This window comes from Marinicrinis sediminis (genome assembly GCF_042685085.1).
GTDB lineage: Bacteria > Bacillota > Bacilli > Paenibacillales > KCTC-33676 > Marinicrinis > Marinicrinis sediminis.
Window position 1 is genome coordinate 287,446 of sequence record NZ_JBHUMM010000001.1, and the last position, 14,047, is coordinate 301,492.

17 protein-coding genes are annotated in these 14,047 nt (G+C 49.1%); 6 read left to right on the forward strand and 11 right to left on the reverse strand.

Features of this window, described 5'->3' with window-relative positions:
• Positions 1-118: 118 nt before the first annotated feature.
• The 5 genes from ACFSUC_RS01330 to ACFSUC_RS01350 form a co-directional block, all read right to left on the reverse strand.
• Positions 119-553, reverse strand: a complete 435-nt coding sequence (locus ACFSUC_RS01330) for a CoA-binding protein (RefSeq protein ID WP_379927580.1) — start codon at positions 551-553, stop codon at positions 119-121.
• A 6-nt stretch (positions 554-559) separates the two neighbouring features.
• Positions 560-1,393 carry a C39 family peptidase gene (locus tag ACFSUC_RS01335; RefSeq protein WP_379927581.1) on the reverse strand — a complete coding sequence of 278 codons (834 nt, stop codon included), beginning with the start codon at positions 1,391-1,393 and terminating at the stop codon, positions 560-562.
• 71 nt (positions 1,394-1,464) lie between these two features.
• Positions 1,465-2,760 (reverse strand): 3-phosphoshikimate 1-carboxyvinyltransferase, encoded by a 1,296-nt coding sequence (aroA, locus tag ACFSUC_RS01340; RefSeq protein ID WP_379927582.1) that lies wholly within the window; start codon positions 2,758-2,760, stop codon positions 1,465-1,467.
• A 105-nt stretch (positions 2,761-2,865) separates the two neighbouring features.
• Positions 2,866-3,219 carry a fluoride efflux transporter CrcB gene (gene crcB / locus ACFSUC_RS01345; protein WP_379927583.1) on the reverse strand — a complete coding sequence of 118 codons (354 nt, stop codon included), beginning with the start codon at positions 3,217-3,219 and terminating at the stop codon, positions 2,866-2,868.
• A 144-nt stretch (positions 3,220-3,363) separates the two neighbouring features.
• Positions 3,364-3,783 carry a fluoride efflux transporter FluC gene (locus ACFSUC_RS01350; RefSeq protein ID WP_379927584.1) on the reverse strand — a complete coding sequence of 140 codons (420 nt, stop codon included), beginning with the start codon at positions 3,781-3,783 and terminating at the stop codon, positions 3,364-3,366.
• A 79-nt stretch (positions 3,784-3,862) separates the two neighbouring features.
• On the opposite strand from ACFSUC_RS01350, the gene ACFSUC_RS01355 reads away from it, so the two are divergent.
• Positions 3,863-4,171, forward strand: coding sequence for a rhodanese-like domain-containing protein (locus ACFSUC_RS01355; protein WP_379927585.1), 309 nt, complete (start codon positions 3,863-3,865; stop codon positions 4,169-4,171).
• Positions 4,172-4,181: 10 nt separating this feature from the next.
• Here the strand turns inward: ACFSUC_RS01355 and ACFSUC_RS01360 are convergent, their stop codons facing one another.
• The 4 genes from ACFSUC_RS01360 to ACFSUC_RS01375 all read right to left on the reverse strand — a co-directional run bounded on the left by ACFSUC_RS01360 (position 4,182) and on the right by ACFSUC_RS01375 (position 7,758).
• Positions 4,182-4,700 (reverse strand): shikimate kinase, encoded by a 519-nt coding sequence (locus tag ACFSUC_RS01360; protein ID WP_379927586.1) that lies wholly within the window; start codon positions 4,698-4,700, stop codon positions 4,182-4,184.
• Positions 4,701-4,849: 149 nt separating this feature from the next.
• Positions 4,850-6,268: an NADP-dependent phosphogluconate dehydrogenase gene (gene gndA, locus ACFSUC_RS01365; RefSeq protein ID WP_379927587.1), complete on the reverse strand. Its 1,419-nt coding sequence runs from the start codon at positions 6,266-6,268 to the stop codon at positions 4,850-4,852.
• 154 nt (positions 6,269-6,422) lie between these two features.
• On the reverse strand, positions 6,423-6,944 hold the full coding sequence (locus ACFSUC_RS01370; RefSeq protein WP_379927588.1) for an HPP family protein: 522 nt from the start codon (positions 6,942-6,944) through the stop codon (positions 6,423-6,425).
• A gap of 214 nt (positions 6,945-7,158) precedes the next feature.
• Complete coding sequence (locus ACFSUC_RS01375) at positions 7,159-7,758, reverse strand: hypothetical protein (protein WP_379927589.1); 600 nt, start codon at positions 7,756-7,758, stop codon at positions 7,159-7,161.
• A 468-nt stretch (positions 7,759-8,226) separates the two neighbouring features.
• On the opposite strand from ACFSUC_RS01375, the gene ACFSUC_RS01380 reads away from it, so the two are divergent.
• The gene (locus ACFSUC_RS01380; RefSeq protein ID WP_379927590.1) at positions 8,227-8,859 is read left to right on the forward strand and encodes a YktB family protein; all 633 of its coding nucleotides are present in this window, start codon (positions 8,227-8,229) and stop codon (positions 8,857-8,859) included.
• A 43-nt stretch (positions 8,860-8,902) separates the two neighbouring features.
• Here ACFSUC_RS01380 and ACFSUC_RS01385 read toward each other — a convergent pair whose 3' ends face one another.
• Together ACFSUC_RS01385 and ACFSUC_RS01390 are read right to left on the reverse strand one after the other, a co-directional pair.
• Positions 8,903-9,460 carry a TetR/AcrR family transcriptional regulator gene (locus ACFSUC_RS01385; protein ID WP_379927591.1) on the reverse strand — a complete coding sequence of 186 codons (558 nt, stop codon included), beginning with the start codon at positions 9,458-9,460 and terminating at the stop codon, positions 8,903-8,905.
• Complete coding sequence (locus ACFSUC_RS01390; protein WP_379927592.1) at positions 9,423-10,376, reverse strand: SDR family oxidoreductase; 954 nt, start codon at positions 10,374-10,376, stop codon at positions 9,423-9,425. The genes ACFSUC_RS01385 and ACFSUC_RS01390 overlap by 38 nt, the downstream gene beginning before the upstream one ends.
• A 230-nt stretch (positions 10,377-10,606) precedes the next feature.
• Between ACFSUC_RS01390 and ACFSUC_RS01395 the strand changes: the two genes are divergently transcribed.
• The 4 genes from ACFSUC_RS01395 to ACFSUC_RS01410 are packed head-to-tail and all read left to right on the forward strand — an operon-like array spanning position 10,607 to position 14,004.
• Positions 10,607-11,344, forward strand: a complete 738-nt coding sequence (locus ACFSUC_RS01395; protein ID WP_379927654.1) for an ABC transporter ATP-binding protein — start codon at positions 10,607-10,609, stop codon at positions 11,342-11,344.
• Entirely contained in the window at positions 11,341-12,366 is a 1,026-nt protein-coding gene (locus tag ACFSUC_RS01400; RefSeq protein ID WP_379927593.1) for an ABC transporter permease, read from the forward strand. The genes ACFSUC_RS01395 and ACFSUC_RS01400 overlap by 4 nt, the downstream gene beginning before the upstream one ends.
• A 52-nt stretch (positions 12,367-12,418) precedes the next feature.
• Complete coding sequence (locus ACFSUC_RS01405; protein ID WP_379927595.1) at positions 12,419-13,171, forward strand: TetR/AcrR family transcriptional regulator; 753 nt, start codon at positions 12,419-12,421, stop codon at positions 13,169-13,171.
• Positions 13,168-14,004, forward strand: coding sequence for an arylamine N-acetyltransferase family protein (locus ACFSUC_RS01410; protein ID WP_379927596.1), 837 nt, complete (start codon positions 13,168-13,170; stop codon positions 14,002-14,004). The genes ACFSUC_RS01405 and ACFSUC_RS01410 overlap by 4 nt, the downstream gene beginning before the upstream one ends.
• The last annotated feature ends 43 nt before the right edge of the window (positions 14,005-14,047 follow it).

Here is a 14,047-nt window from a genome sequence, read left to right on the forward strand (position 1 = left end):
GACACATCCTCCTATTGCATTTCCAAGAGTCCTCATGCCTGTCTCCGCATGAAGCTTTTCTTATTTTTGCAAATAGAGGGATGGTTTATGTGCAACCCGCTCAAATTACGGATCACCTTTATTTGGAAGCCTCTTTATTTGGAAGAAGAATCGCATCCTCTACCTTGATACAGCGATCCATGATAACGGTTAGGCCATGCTCCTGCGCGTAGGCGGCAGCTTCTTCATTGATAATGCCGCTCTGCATCCACAATACTTTGGCCCCGATCTCAACGGCCTCCTTGGCAATCGGCAGCAAATGCTCACTGCGTCTGAATACGTCCACAATTTCGATCGGATGCGGAATATCGGTCAGGGTTGCATAGCTCTTCTCGCCCAATACCTCATCGGTATTCGGATTCACAGGTGTAATCTGATAGCCTCTTTGCTGCAAGGCTTTGGCGATCATATGAGAGGTACGGTCCGGGTTGTCCGACAATCCCACCACCGCTACCTGATTGTAAGTTTCGAGCAATTGTTTGATCTCATTTCGATCCGGATTTTCAACATGCATGGTACGTCAGCTCCCCTTTCGATTCGCTTCGCGATACGTTACGGCTTGCTTACCCATTGCTTCCCAGCTTGAAACAAATTGCTGCTTGTTGATTTTAAGCTGTTTTTGTTTCTTCAACGGATCATTGACGTAGACGTGCTCCTCATCATAACCCACCACAAGCACGGTATGCTCCTTGGTCGTCGTCTTGACTTTTCCTTGCGGACTGTCCCACTCCATCCAATTGACCGGAACCTTGTAATTGACGGTTGTCCAAACCATGACCGGAATACCGTTTGAAATGGAGGCTTCGATCTCGGAGAAAGCTTTTCCTGTCAAATCGACGGTTTCACTCTGATACGTGGAGAGCAAGGTCGCGATCGGCTTGTGATAAACGCCAAAACCGGGAGACCCGAGGGTAATGTCCCCGACAAACCCTTCATTCGGATGGCCCCAGTATGTAATCTGCCCTTGATCCCCCCATTGTATCGGGGTGTGATCCCATGGCAATTCCTCCACCAGTTCCATTTTGCCCTTCTCCACGCCCGAAAATTGAAGCAGCATGGTAAGCGTTGTAATCTCGCATCCCCTCGGCAATTCGGGATATTGCTGAATCAGTGGGGCTTCGAGCATCGCAGCCGGATTGACCTTCGTCTCTTCTCCCTCAGTCTGGTTCTGCTCAGGCTTGTCCGCTGCCTGATCCGTTCCGGAAGCTGGATCGTAGCCACTGACGGCATGGGAGTCAGCAGGTCGATATTTGATTTTGGCATACAAAATCGCCGTGAACACACTGCTGGTGAACATTAAGGATGCAATCAACAAAGATATGGAAAAGCCTTTGGCGATTTTGAACCATTTCATGTACATCACCTGTCATCGAGCCGCGACTGTACAAGATGTTCGGCCATCTCCCAGCTCCAGCGGACTCGTATTTATTCCTCGATCAACTCTACCTGTGCGCCCAGCGCCTGTAAATGATCAAAATATTGCGGGTAAGACTTGGCCACATGATGGGCATCTTGAATCGTCAAGCCCTGCTTGCTTCGAAGGCCGACGACAGTCAGCGCCATAATAACCCGATGATCGAAATGGGCATTGATCTCTACGCCGCCCTCGACCCCTTCCGGTCGACCATGCACGATAATTTCACTTTGTCGTTCTTCTACTTGCGCACCGGCCTTGCGAAGTTCGTTCAGATAGTCTGTAATACGGTCGCATTCCTTGTATCTCAAATTCTCTACATTATAGAAACGGGAAGTTCCTTCGGCAAATACGGCCGCCGCTACCATAGCCAGTACGCCGTCTGTAAATTCATCCCCGTCAAATTCACCTGCCTTGAGCTTTCCGTTCCCCTGTACGTGCACGATGCTGTCCGCATGGGTCAGCGGCACGTCCATGGCCTTCAGAACGTCCACTACCGCACGCTCTCCCTGCTTGCTCTCCTCCAGCAATCGATGAACTCGAATGTCAGATTCCGTCACCGCAGCCGCAGCTAATATGGCCGCTGACCCCGGATAATCCCCTTGCACGATATATTCTCTCGCGGCATACTGTTGTCTGCCTGGTACGACAAAATGCATCAGATCGTCAGAAGCTTCAATGCGGATACCGGCTTGTGCGAGCACTTCCAGCGTCTGGCCAACGACGACCTTGGATTTCAGATCTCCGGTTACGGTAATTTCGGAATCTTCTTCGAGGAGCGGAGTCATGAACAGCAGCGAACTTAAATATTGGGAGCTGATAGAGCCAGATACGGTGATTTTACCGCCTTTTGGCTGTCCGCCATGAATCGTGATCGGCAAGCGCCCCTCTTGATGACCCACTTTCACGTTCATTTGCTCCAGGGCTGTAATGAGATCATCATGCGGTCGTTTGCCAAGGGAATCGGGATACTGATTGACGAAGGTGACTTCCGGACAGAACGCCGCGATCGACATGAGGAAGCGAAGCACTGCTCCTGCATTGCCGACATTCAGCTCTTTCACAGGCTTTGGATGACGTCCGAATCCCTGAATGACGATCTTCTCGTCGTCCTCCTCCAGAACTGCTCCCAAATCCTGAATACATCTGCGGATGGCATCACTGTCTTCGCTATGAGCCGGATAGTAAACCGTGCTGGTCCCTTCCGCCAAAGCGGCAACCAGCAAATATCGGGTTGTGTAGTTTTTGGAGGATAATGCCTGAAGCTCTCCGCTTAGCTTCGGAGTTGGTTTTACAATTGCTTTCATATTTCTCTCTTCTCCCTCTTTATGTTACCTACATGGCATCCATCATGACGGCATACTGCTTCCATCCTGATGGTGTCTGTGTACACGATTCTGATTTCATTTGGATTATGTAGTTCCGATTAAATAACCTAGATAGGCAAGTCCGATGCCCAGGCTGTAAGTGATGACCGTGTACAGCAAGAAGCGCACCCATTGCTGCTTCATGATCATTTGGACCAGCTCTGCATACAGGGTGGAAAAGGTGGTAAAGGCGCCCAAAAATCCAGTTCCGGCTCCGGCGATCCATCCCTCGTGTCCAACGCTTCCCAACAGCCATCCCAGGCAAAAAGAGCCGATCAGGTTTACAGACAGTGTACCATATGGTATCCCCTTTGGGAATCGTTTCGCCATCGATTGACTTACGAAATATCTGGCCATCGCGCCCCAGAAACCGCCGACAGCCACCCATAGTACATGCATGGTGTTTCACTCTCTCCTTCTCTATTCGTATCGATGATGCTAGCGTTTGTCACGCCCCATGAAGGGCCCCTAGCACCCGTCCTTACCGCACGCAGCTCGCGGCAGGCATTGCTGAGCTGTATGACGAAGGACGTTCCATTCGCTTCACTCCGCACTACGCCTGGCCGCTACGAAATGTCCGCTGAGGGCTGCAATCAGTCCGAGCCCTGCGCTGGCTGCGAGGTAGGTCAGAGCCATGATTGATTTCATGCGAACCAGATACTGCATTTCAAATGCCACCGTTGAAAAGGTCGTAAAGGAGCCAATTACCCCTGTCATGATTGCAACCGTCCAAACAGGTGAAAGAGGAAAACGTTTTTTGTTCATTTGTTTGACTGCCAAATAAGCCAGAACAAAGCTGCCCGTGATGTTGCAGGCCAGTGTTCCCCATGGGAAGCCTCCTTCGCTCATGGGAATGATCTGTATCACCAGATAGCGCAATAGCGCCCCGATCGCACCTCCTGCTCCAACCGCCAGCATCAGGGTCCAGTGAAAGGGAGAAACGGAATGAGATGAATGCGTCATGTTATGATCCTCCTGACGTTCACTTGCTTTTACCATGCCCGCCATGCATAATGAGAACAAAGAATGGGAGGGATTCTTCATGACGCAAGAAGTGAAAACAATTTCGACGCAAGCCGTCAAGGAACAGCTTGCTGAACAGGCTAACGTACATTATATCGATGTGCGTGAACACGAGGAAGTCGCGGAGGGCAAAATTGCGGAAGCCGCTCATATTCCAATGGGTGAAATACCGGATCGTCTGTCCGAAATTCCCAAGGACAAAACCGTCGTCTTCATTTGCAGAAGTGGTGCCCGAAGCGGTCGTGTATGTGAATATCTCCTGATGAACGGGTACGATAACGTGCTGAATATGGAAGGCGGCATGCTCGCCTACGATGCCGAAGAATAAGTATACATTCTTATATGGAGCATGCCTGCATGATCCGCTTGGCAATCTGATGCTTGTCCAGATCATCGGTGGCAATCGTCAAGTTAGCAAACGAGTAGGCATGCTCTCTCTCCTTCAGCAAGGCCTCGATCTTCTGCCAGGCTCCGCCCTGAAGCAACGGGCGATTCTCATCCTGCTTCACTCTGTCAAAGATCGTTTCCTTCGTCGCGGTCAGCGCAACCACCATGCCTTTGCTGCCCATCAAGGTGCGATTTTCTTCTCGTAATACAGCGCCGCCGCCTGTTGATACAATCTGCTGTCGCTGCTCCAGAACCTTGGCAAGCACGCGGTGCTCCAAATCCCGAAAATGCGCCTCACCAAAACGCTCAAAAATCTCCGGTATGGTCATCCCTGCTTCTTCCACTATGCATACATCCGTATCTACAAAATCCCAACCCAACTGCTCGACCAGTTCCTTTCCGACGGTTGATTTACCAGTCCCCATAAATCCGATCAATATAATGTTGTCGATCTGATTTTTTATCTCCATGCGGGTTTCCCTCCCTGTAATGGCTCGATATTCCCCGTTTCAGCGTCTGAGCACTATACGGTAAAAAAAGTGGCTGACGAAGACACTAATCGCTTAGCTCTTCTTCAGCCACTTCTGCTTGATCTTGCCGTTATTTAAGCTACTGTCAATTAGGCTTCTTCATTCATCCATTGATAATGGAAGCTGCCTTCCTTGTCAAGACGCTGGAAGGTATGCGCTCCGAAGTAGTCACGCTGTGCCTGAAGCAAGTTGGCTGGCAGACGCTCCGTCCGGTAGCTGTCATAGTACGTGAGGGCACTGGCGAAGGCCGGAACCGGAATCCCTTGTGCAATCGCGACAGACGTCACATTTCTCCACGCATCCTGATAGTTTTCTACAACTTCCTGGAAGTACGGATCCAGCAACAGATTTTTCAGTTCAGCATCCCGATCGTATGCGTCCTTGATTTTTTGTAGGAACTGAGCGCGGATGATACAGCCACCACGGAAGATCATGGAGATGTTTCCGTATTTCAGATCCCAGCCGTACTCTTCGGAAGCAGCACGCATTTGAGCAAAGCCTTGCGCATAGGAACAGATTTTGCTTGCGAACAACGCTTGACGCACTTGTTCGATAAAGGCTTCCTTGTCACCTGTAAAGGTTTGTGGCTTCGGTCCGGTCAGCACTTTGCTTGCTGCCACGCGCTCTTCCTTCAATGCGGAGATGCAGCGGGAGAAGACCGATTCAGTAATGATGGACAATGGCACACCCAGGTCCAGGGCGCTCTGACTTGTCCATTTGCCTGTTCCCTTTTGACCGGCTGTATCGAGGATGACATCGACCATCGGTTTGCCTGTCTCTTCATCTTTCTTCGTAAAGATATCTGCGGTGATTTCGATCAGGTAGCTGTCCAGCTCACCTTTATTCCACTCTGCAAAAATGTCCGCCAGCTCTTCCGTGCCAAGTCCCAGCACACTGCTCAGCAAATGGTAGGCTTCACAGATGAGCTGCATATCACCATACTCAATGCCGTTGTGTACCATTTTCACATAATGACCTGCACCGTCAGGACCGATATATGTACAACAAGGATCGCCCTGTACCTTTGCAGAAATACCTGTCAAGATTGGCTCAACCAGTTTATAGGCACTTTCCTGTCCGCCAGGCATAATAGCCGGGCCTTTGAGCGCGCCTTCTTCTCCACCGGAAACACCAGCCCCAATAAAGCGAAGACCTTTCGCTTCCAGCTCTTTGCTGCGTCGCTGGGTATCCGTAAACAGTGCATTTCCTCCGTCGATGATGATGTCCCCTTCATCCAGCAGTGGAACGAGCTGTTCGATCGTCGCATCCGTCGCTGCACCAGCTTTGACCATGATCAGAATTTTGCGCGGTGTTTCCAGCGATTGCACGAATTCTTCGATTGTATAGGCAGGAAATAAATTTTTGTCCGGGTTTTCTTCTAGCATTTCCTTCGTTTTTCCTTCGGATCTGTTGTAGACCGCAACAGAGAATCCTCTGCTCTCGATGTTCAGCGCCAGGTTTTTTCCCATGACGGCTAAACCAATCACACCAATTTGTTGTTTAGACATGTCTCTTCCATCCTTTTACTGATTTTGTTTGGCTGTTCATTCACTAACCCTTATTCTACCTATTTTCATGTACAAGTACAAATCATTTTCTGAAAAACCGACAAGATCTCGCAAGGAATGGAAGAGACATGCCATTTAAACCATGCGTTCAACCTCAGAGCCAGAAGGATGGATATTTTCGATCAGGATGCAGGTTGTTCATGATCACAGCCAGGAGGACAATCAGCAGTGAGCCTGCCAGGACAGGAAACAGCAAGTAAGACCAGCTGCTGCCGATGGCCATGACAACAAGCGGGTCAGCTCCGGCAGGCGGATGCGTCGTTTTGGTCAGATGCATGGCAGCAATGGCCAGCCCGACGGCTAAGGCCATCCATCCCTCATGAACAGCCTGAAACTGGACAAACAGCAATCCTATCGCGGACGAAATCAGATGACCCCCGACTACATTCCGAGGCTGGGACAAGGGGGCTTCCCAGGCAATAAATACGAGCACGCAACTCGCTCCGAACGGAGCCATCAGCCATACCCCTGGACTGCTGTTCGTCAACCATCCCAATAACCCGATGGCCGCAAACCCACCGATAAAACCCATGCATGCCTGAATAGGTACGACCTTTAGTGGCGTTCGCGCGGAAGTGAACATTTTACGCGTATACGCAGGCATTCTTTTGCTCATGGTGCTTTCTCCTTTCGTATGTGTTATAAATTCATATATTCCTATAATATTAGGATTATGTAATGCGTGTGTTTATTATAAGATGGAGAAAGATTCCATGTCAACGCCTGTTCATACCTATTTTCGCGCACAAAAAATAGAGTGCTCACCGGGGTTAGCCATGTGATTGCACTCTTATCCTGTCAGATCTATGCGATTTATTATAGTGGACAAATTATACTTCAAGTGTAAGCATTTCCAATCTAAGCGCTTCCAATCTGGATTTGCTCGCATTGGCTTCCGTCCAGTCCTCCGCCCTCAGTGCTTCGGAAAGCTTGGAAAGTTCATAGTCCAGTTCCAGCTTCAGCACAGGGATTCGTTTTTCTGCACGTTTGTTTTTCCACGCCCGTATCACGGAATCTGCCGTGATGATGGGGGCATAAGTTTGCGTCATCACGCGGGTCTCTTGCTGAGGCACCTCGATCGATCTGATCACTTCTCCAAACAAAATATTGTCAATCTGAACTTGCTTATTGCGATATCGTTTGACGACTGCATGCCCTCTTGACTCTCCAATCAATTTCTCCAATATGCCTGCCAGCTTCTCATCCTCCAGTGAATAATTCCCGATCATCTTGTACCGCGCACCTGCTCGTTCAAACTTCAGTTTCACCAGTTGTTTTCCAGAGCGAATCACAATGCTGAATTGCTGCGCATCCTCATTCCAATACAACGAATAATCTTCTTTTATTAACTGTCCAATAAAATCCTGGATTCGCCGGCGGTCAAAACGAAGCTCCAATTGACTGTATTCAATATTATAACCTTGGTTCACGGCAATCCCTCCTTGGTATAGGATTTTACAGAATTGTCTGAAAAGTTGTTCCTCCTCTTATCTTATAATGATGTATATGTTTACGCAACTGCAATTCATGTATTTTTTTACGTTCATTTCACAATTTACGCAAATTGGTCGATCGCCTATCCTGTCTATTATGTACACGCATCTCCGTCGATTTGAATCATCGATTTTAAAATGTCTGAATTGCTTACATTTCGCATGAATGATGCTATAATTTGAGCACATAAAAATGGTCATTCTGCTATCTGTTCGAAAAAGACGGCAAGAAAATCCCAATGGATTGACATTATGAAAAGGATGCGGATGCCGCTACCATCCGATGCTCTATTGTCATGTGTGATGTTGCAGCGTGTCTTATGCTATAATCTGAAAACAGGAATGGATCGTTTTAAAGAATAACAGAGTATGGATATATCGGATTTCAGAGAGGGGTACGTCATCATGTTTCAAGGTTTTGCACCCATTGATTTTGATACGTTTCATATTGAAGGTCTTGAGCAGAGAATGGAAGCGATACAATCTCGCATACAACCGAAGTTTCAGGCCATTGGAGAGGCGCTGGTCGATGATTTGTCCGTTCTGACCGGGCAGGAGATGCATGTGCATATCGCCAAGCACGCCAGAAGAACCGTCAATCCACCCAAGGATACCTGGATGGCCTTTTGTCATAACAAACGTGGGTATAAGCAGCATCCCCATTTCCAGGTGGGACTGTTTGATGATCATCTGTTTGTCTGGCTGGCATATATTTATGAGCTTCCTGAGAAAAAGCGGATGGCCAAGCAGATTCGACAGCAACAGGCTTTGCTTGAAGAGGTACTGGGAGATGAAGATGTGCTCTCTTTTGATCATATGAAAAAGGAATCGGTTCGAGCCAAAGATTTGACATCCAAGGATTTGAAAAATCATCTCCTCCGTTTCGAACGTGTGAAAAAGGCGGAATTGCTTATCGGACGTCATTATTCTCCGCAAGATGAAACGGTACAAGATGGGGACAAGCTGCTGGCTGCCATCAAAGCGACCTATACACAATTGCTTCCCATCTACAAGCTTACCGTTGGATTGCCCGTCTGACCTTTCCGTACCGCATCAACCGCGATCAATCTCGCTAGGAAGACTACGGGAGTTGGCATATCGCCTCACTAAGACGAACCCAGACAGACAGCAATTGCTCTCTGTCTTCGAGCATCATCGCATGGACGAGCAGCCCGAGCACAGCCATGTCGAGCATGAGCAGTTTCTCTGCAGACAGTTCGTATTGACGGACAAACTGCTCCGTCACCGAATTGTGGTCCACAATTGAAGATTGCATCTTCGCAAATGAGGCCCGCAAGCCATCATCCTGATAGCATTTGCTAATCCACAGAAACATCATGGCCAGCTCCGACCTCTTGTCTGTTGCACTGTCAATCAGATATTGCCCGAAAAGACGAAGATTTTCCTGCATGGATTTATCTGCTTCGATGGAGAAATCCTGCAGGCTTCGTTCCAGGTTGTACAAGAAAGCTGCCTGGAGCAAAGCATCCAGATCCTTAAAATAATAATAAAAACTCCCCTTGCTGCTCCCCGCTTCTTCAATCACTTGATTCACTGAAACATGCTCGATCCCTTCCCGCATAATGACCCGGATGGCGGCTTCAACCAGTCTTTGTTTCGTTCGCTGAGACTTCTTCATCACTCGCTGTTCCTTTCTCTGTCCAGGATTGGTAATAGTCTTCTAGTGTCTGGCTGCCGTGAGTCGGCGCCACCACATCATGCGTCATCGCAAACAAGAAAAACCGCAGCAAATGATATCGCTTCCGACTAAACAGCCACAAAATCGGATACAGGCTCTTTAATAGCCAAACGGGCACAGACACTATTTTCCCATTGCGACCGGAGGACTCCCTTGCCAACTCTGCCATTTGTCGATACGTATACACTTCAGGCCCTCCAACACTGTACACTCCGCCATCTGCAGGCTTGCCCTTGGACGCACTGCTGCTTGAGAACGGTGTCAGACACTGCACACAAAAGGCCGCCAGATCACGACCATGGATCGGGTTCATCCGGTGCTCTCCCTTTCCAATCAAATAGACCGTCCCCTTTCGAGCCATTTTCAGCATCTCCGACATATCCGAATAATAGCCGGTCGGCTGAATGACAAGGTGAGGAATGGGGCTGTTCTTCAATTGTTCTACAAACCGCTGCTTGGCTCGAATCAACTGAGACTTGCAGCCTTCCGCTCCATGAGCATGGACATACATCATATAACCTGCTCCATATTGTTCGGCCAGCTTCAGCAAATTCAAGTTGGCCTGATAGTCAATATCCATAAATGACGCCGTTCCTTTCTGCCTCGTCATGCCCACAGCAGAAAACACCCCATCCATCCCTTCAAAAGCCTGTTTCATCGTCTCTGGACGCAATAAGTCGGCTTTCCACACTTCATCGGCCTGTCCATACACGGCGGGCGCATCATCATGCCCTCCCCGTTTCAGTGCCTCTGCATCCCGGACGAGCACTCTCACCCAGTAGCCCGCCTTCTTCAACTCCATCACCATATATCTTCCCAAATATCCGCTTGCTCCCGCTACCAACAGCTTTTGCATTTCGACTCTCCTCCTTCAGTCCATGACTCCCTACACTGAACGAATGCAACACATTTGATGGTTTCTATTTATCATTTTAGACCAAATAGTCTAAAAAGTCGAGTTTTATTTAAATTAATGAGTGATTACTCACTTTACATTTTTGATATCATCCTTTATGCTATACATAAATGAGTGATTACTCACTTTAATTACATGATGAACAAAAAGAGGTGCTAAACATGCGTAATATGGAATCGCAAGTGTGGATTAAACTGTCTCATGTGAATCGAAGCTTCGGTACGCAGCAAGTGCTGCATGACATCTCCATGCAAATTCCCCGCCAGCAAATCTGCGGACTGCTGGGTCCTTCCGGATCTGGCAAGACCACCCTCGTCAAACTGATTGCCGGCATCGACACGGCCTCCCAAGGGACCGTCCATGTCATGGGAGAGAAAATGCCGCAGTTCCAGATGCTTTCCAAGCTGGGGTATATGGCACAATCAGATGCGCTGTACAATGAACTGAGTGCCCTCGACAATCTGATTTTTTTCGGTGAGTTGTATGGCCTGCGCGGAAAGCCACTTCGGGCCAGAATCGAAGAAGTGATGAGCCTGGTTAACCTGAGTGAGCATCTTCACAAGAAAATTCATCAGTATTCAGGCGGGATGAAGCGTAGACTGTCGCTTGCCATTTCTTTGCTGCATTCCCCATCCTTGCTCATTCTGGACGAACCGACCGTAGGCATCGATCCCATCTTGCGCAAGTCGATCTGGAAGGAGCTGAACCGACTGTGCACAGAAGAAGGGGTCACGATCCTGGTAACGACTCATGTGATGGATGAAGCGACGCATTGTGATTTGCTCGGTTTTTTGAGAGCCGGACACCTGACTGCTTTTGGCAGTCCACAAGAACTGATGCAGAAGGCTGACAGCGATTCGATTGAAGAAGCCTTTCTTATATTCGGAAATGGAGGGAATGCATCATGAGAATCCGTACACTTGTCATCCGTATCCTGAAGCAATTCATCGGGGATAAACGGACCCTGGCCTTGATGCTGCTGGCTCCCCTCGGTATCCTGTTTCTCATGTCTCTCGTATTCCAGGGGGATTACCGTCCGCAAATCGCGGTCATGGACCTCCCTGCCCCTTTCACGGCTCAACTGGAAGAAACAGGCGCAGACGTGTATGCACACGACAGCCTCCAAGAAGCGGAAGCGCTCTTGGCTGAACAGGAGCTGGACGCGATTCTCAGCTTCCAGAATGGGGTGCCTGCCATCCTGCTCGAAGGCAGCGATCCGTCCGTGAATCAGTCGGTCATGATGTCCGTGCAAGCGGTCCTTCAGCAATCCGGCTCCAATGGCGTTGATCTGGACTCGGCTATTTCCTATCTGCACGGTTCAAGCGACATGGCTTCCTTTGACTATTTTGGTCCGGTGCTCGTCGGATTCTTCGCCTTTTTCTTTGTTTTCCTAATATCCGGTATTTCATTTCTAAGAGAGCGAACGGGCGGTACACTGGAACGATTGCTCGCTTCCCCGATCCGTCGCAGTGAGATTGTGTTTGGATATATTGGCGGATTTGGGCTATTCACGCTGCTGCAAGCCGCCCTGATTGCCTGGTTCTCCGTCAGCATCCTCGATATGATGATGGTGGGTTCGTTCTGGTATGTCCTGCTGATCACCTTGCTGCTAGCATTAACAGCGCTGACACTCGGCACGCTCCTGTCCGCATTTGCCCAAAACGAATTTCAAATGATACAATTTATACCGCTAGTGGTGGTGCCACAGGTGTTTTTCTCCGGATTGTTCAATCTGGACAGTATGGATGCCTGGCTGCGAGCCATCAGTTATGTCATCCCGCTCAGTTATGCAGCCGATGCGCTGCGCGAAGTCATGATTCGAGGAAACGGCTTTGCCGAAATTGCGACAGACCTGTTGTTTTTGCTCGGTTTCTCACTTGTCTTCATGACGGCAAATATCTTTGCCCTGCGCAAGCATCGCAAGCTATAAATTCTGGTGCCTCGCTATGAGGCTATGAGACCGAGTCATGGAAAGGGTGTGAATGAATATGACGCCGGATGCGTCTCGAGAGAACGACAACAAGGAAGCAGCGTCCTCAACCCGCAACAGCATCGTTTCACGCTCAGACGAGCGTGAGCCGGATGATCTGGCCGAATGGTTGCAGGAACTCTCTTCCCAAATCGATCAGAACGACAAAAAAACGCAGAAGCAGCTGAAAATATTGCAGTCCGCGATCGAAGTATTTGCCGAGAAAGGCTATGCAGCTTCCTCGACCAGTGAAATTGCCCAGCGCGCAGGCGTAGCGGAAGGAACCATCTTCCGCCACTACAAAACCAAAAAGGAATTGCTGCTCTCCATCGTCACACCGGTCATGGCCAAATTCATTGCGCCCTTCGTCCTGAGAGATTTTCACAAAGTGCTGGAATCGCGTTATGAAACGTATGGGGATTTCTTGCGGGCCATCTTGATCAACCGTCTCGCATTTGCCAAAAAAAACTTGCCCATGCTGAAAATCATGCTGCAGGAAATTCCTTTTCATCCGGATCTGAGAGAGGAATACAAGGATATCGTATCGAAGCAGGTGGTAAGCAAATTAACAAACGCCGTGGTCTATTACCAGCAGAAAGGGGAAATTATCGATCTCCCTTCCTCTGCGGTATTAAGATTTACAGTAGGCTCCATATTCGGCTTTTTAATTTCCCGTTTCATCCTGCTTCCGGAACTGGACTGGCATGACGAACAGGAAATTGAATGGACGGTTCAATTTATTACGAAAGGACTAAAGCCTGAATGAATAGCCTGACATCTTCGCCACTGGAACCTGCCCGCTTGGAGGCGTATTTGAAGCGAATCGGCGTGGCATTCCAGCATGAAGCAAAGCGACAGCCTTCTGTCGCTTTGCTTCGTCAGTTGCACCGAGCACATATGAAATCCATTCCGTTCGAAAACTTTCGCCTGTATGAAGGCCAGCCGTTTCAGCTGAATCCGGTTGCTTTTCTGCAGCAAGCCCTGAACGGGGAAGGCGGTCTGTGCTTCGAGGTCAATCCGCTGTTCAAAAGCGCGCTAGAAGCCCTCTCCTTTCAAGTATCCTACCTGTCTACCTCATTCTGGAATGAGAGCGCGCAGACCTGGAATCCCGAACATTCCCACGCTGCCCTGAAGGTGGACGTAGAAGGGCAATCGTGGCTCTGTGATGTCGGAACGGGCGGCGTCTTTACCTATCCGCTGCCCTTGCGATTATCGAAGCCGATTTTAGATCCGCATGGACATTTTCGGTTCCTTCCCCTGTCCAACGAGTCTGCCGATCCCGCTACATGGTGCCTGCAGAAACAGCCGCTCAGCGGAAATCCGGAAGACGAGCAGCAATGGCAACCCGAGATGAAGGTTCATCTGGAACCTGTCAGCTTCGACGTCTTTTTACCGATGTGTCGCTACTATGAACAAGAGCCGAATACCCGCTTCAAGCAAAACAAGCTCATTAGCAAAGTGACGGAAACAGGAAAAATCTCGCTTTCTCTTCATACTTTCACCCGAACGGATCAGGGCCACAAGACGAAAATACCTCTCTCTTCCTTAGAGGAATGGCAATCTTACCTGGATACGTATTTCGGAACATCATCGCGATAGCTGGAAGGCTGTCAATCACATGACGCAAACAAAAACACGGAGG